2 protein-coding genes are annotated in these 2129 nt (G+C 33.3%); both read left to right on the forward strand.

The window, feature by feature from the left end:
- Positions 1–145 precede the first annotated feature (145 nt).
- Positions 146–862 carry a hypothetical protein gene (locus tag ACFSQJ_RS14385; RefSeq protein ID WP_377767671.1) on the forward strand — a complete coding sequence of 239 codons (717 nt, stop codon included), beginning with the start codon at positions 146–148 and terminating at the stop codon, positions 860–862.
- Positions 863–995: 133 nt separating this feature from the next.
- On the forward strand, positions 996–1682 hold the full coding sequence (locus ACFSQJ_RS14390; RefSeq protein ID WP_377767672.1) for a hypothetical protein: 687 nt from the start codon (positions 996–998) through the stop codon (positions 1680–1682).
- The last annotated feature ends 447 nt before the right edge of the window (positions 1683–2129 follow it).

Below are 2129 nucleotides of genomic sequence, written 5' to 3' on the forward strand. Positions count from 1 at the left end.
ACCTCAGACGGAACAACACGATGTCGGAACTGGACATATCTAGCGGGTATGGACCAATAGCGTCTAATTGCTATCGTAGCTAGCTCAAATACTTTGAGACGCTACTCGCAATACCCGCCTGGCCGTTACCTGCAATAAGAACTAAATGACAGACATTACATTTCAAATAGAGAATTATGTAAATTCACAAAACCAAAATATTTGGAATGAACTAAAAAATGAATACTCTTTTCAATTGATTTTTGACCCAACCGAATATTCTTGGAAAGGAAAAGCTGAAAATGGAACTGCTACGATTATAACACCTACGGAAGAAATAGAATTCCATTCTTTTACTCACGAACTTTTACACATCTATTTAGACTATCTTGGAATTTCAACACTTGAGGAACTAATTTATGGAATAACAGGAGAACATTCTTTTGAAGTCTTAATTGAAAATAGCTTGACCCCAATTTTGTACAACTTCTGTTCTCACAAGAAAATGTACCCTTTCTATAAAGAAATGGGATTTTCGGAATACTTGTTTGTTCAAGAAAGAATAAGCTTTGGGAACTACAACATTTTTGAAATAAAACTACTTTTTACTTTTAAAAAATGGAGAAAAAAAGCCGTTAATCAATTTATAGGACAAACTTTGTCTTTAATGAATGTGGTTGTTGAGGAAGATAAAGTAAAGTGCGAAAAATATTTAAAAAAATTACAAAAAATAAAACCAGAGTTATATAAGATAATATCAGATTTTGACAAGGAATGGACTGAATCAACAAATTTAGATTTAGTGACAATCTTTCTCAATTTTGAAAACGAATTGAACGAATGGCTAATAAAAAATAAAATTACTGCAGGTAACAACGTATAAAATTAATTGCTTGGTGCGAGCCTACTTACGAAAATCCTCGCGGATTTTCTATTCGGTTTGTATTTGCTAAATTAGGTGCTTAAACCACGCAACTAATCTTATACAACAACGTTAGCAAATATACTGGCCATATATGAAACATAAAATCAAAACTACACTTTCAAGACTATTCTCAAACAATTGGCTAATAACTCTAACAGCAACCTTAATTGGAGTATTCGTAGCCTTATATATGAATAAAATAGTTTCTTCAAAAAAGCTGGAAAATCAAAAAACAATTGCTACTAAAAATATCTTGTCAGAAATAAAACAAAACCAAGAAAGTCTAGAAAAGAATATTAAAAATCAAGAAGTACTTTTAGGAACAATTCAGTTTATAAAAACTCATATGGACTCCGAGAATCGTGTGATTTCATCTGTTGATAGCATGAACATTTTTAGAAAAAAATACCCAAAAACATTTACTGTACAAGACTCCGTAAAATTAGAAAATGGTAAATATCACTATACAGGAGAAATGGACATGAATTTTGGTGTTTCATACATCAATTTAACAAATGTAGCTTGGGAAACTCTAAAAAATAGCGGATTAAGTTCCTCGTACGATTTTAATTGCCTGATGTTTTTGGAAAAAATGAATAAAGTAACCATGGACATTTTGGTTAAGGATAAAGAATTCCTAGAACTTTTAGGTAATTATCAGGAAAACGAAAATTATTATGATAAAGTAATATTGAAGGCAAGTCAACTGATTGAATATGAAAAAGGGCTCTTGAACGGTTATAAGAGTAGTCCAGAGCAATTAAAAAAATGTACTTAAAAGCGCACGTTTTTTAGTCAATCACAATACCGAGCAAAGTTGGGCAGATGGACCTTACTCAAACGTATCTGTTGCGAATGGACTTCGAACTCAGTCTGAGTAAACTCTTAATAACAGCATGAAAAAGTACATTTGCTAACAATACCTAAACGTAATGCGGGGTTTTGGGCTAAAATTAAAGGTCTGTGTATATTTATAATGTCGCTAAATCTTATGGATTTAGCTTTGGACAAAAAAAAGAAAAAGCAAAACCAAAAGCTTTTGCTTCTTGCGTAGACGGAAACGAAAAGTTTCCTTGCCTCCGCACTACGCTTAGCCGAACCGATGATGGCCAATTCCTCCGGAACGTAAAAAACCGGGCGGTCGAGGTCGCCGCCCTACCTTTTTTTCCTATTTGCCATCATCGGCCAGGCAGTACGACTGCTATTCGTCCATAAAATTCCCTAA

The organism is Croceitalea marina, assembly GCF_042684265.1.
In the GTDB taxonomy this organism is placed as follows: Bacteria; Bacteroidota; Bacteroidia; order Flavobacteriales; family Flavobacteriaceae; genus Croceitalea; species Croceitalea marina.

What these genes read in the sequence shown, in the direction of transcription:
- ACFSQJ_RS14385 (WP_377767671.1), top strand. Translation starts at nt 146, where the DNA reads ATGACAGACATTACATTTCAAATAGAGAATTATGTAAATTCACAAAAC.
- ACFSQJ_RS14390 (WP_377767672.1), top strand. Translation starts at nt 996, where the DNA reads ATGAAACATAAAATCAAAACTACACTTTCAAGACTATTCTCAAACAAT.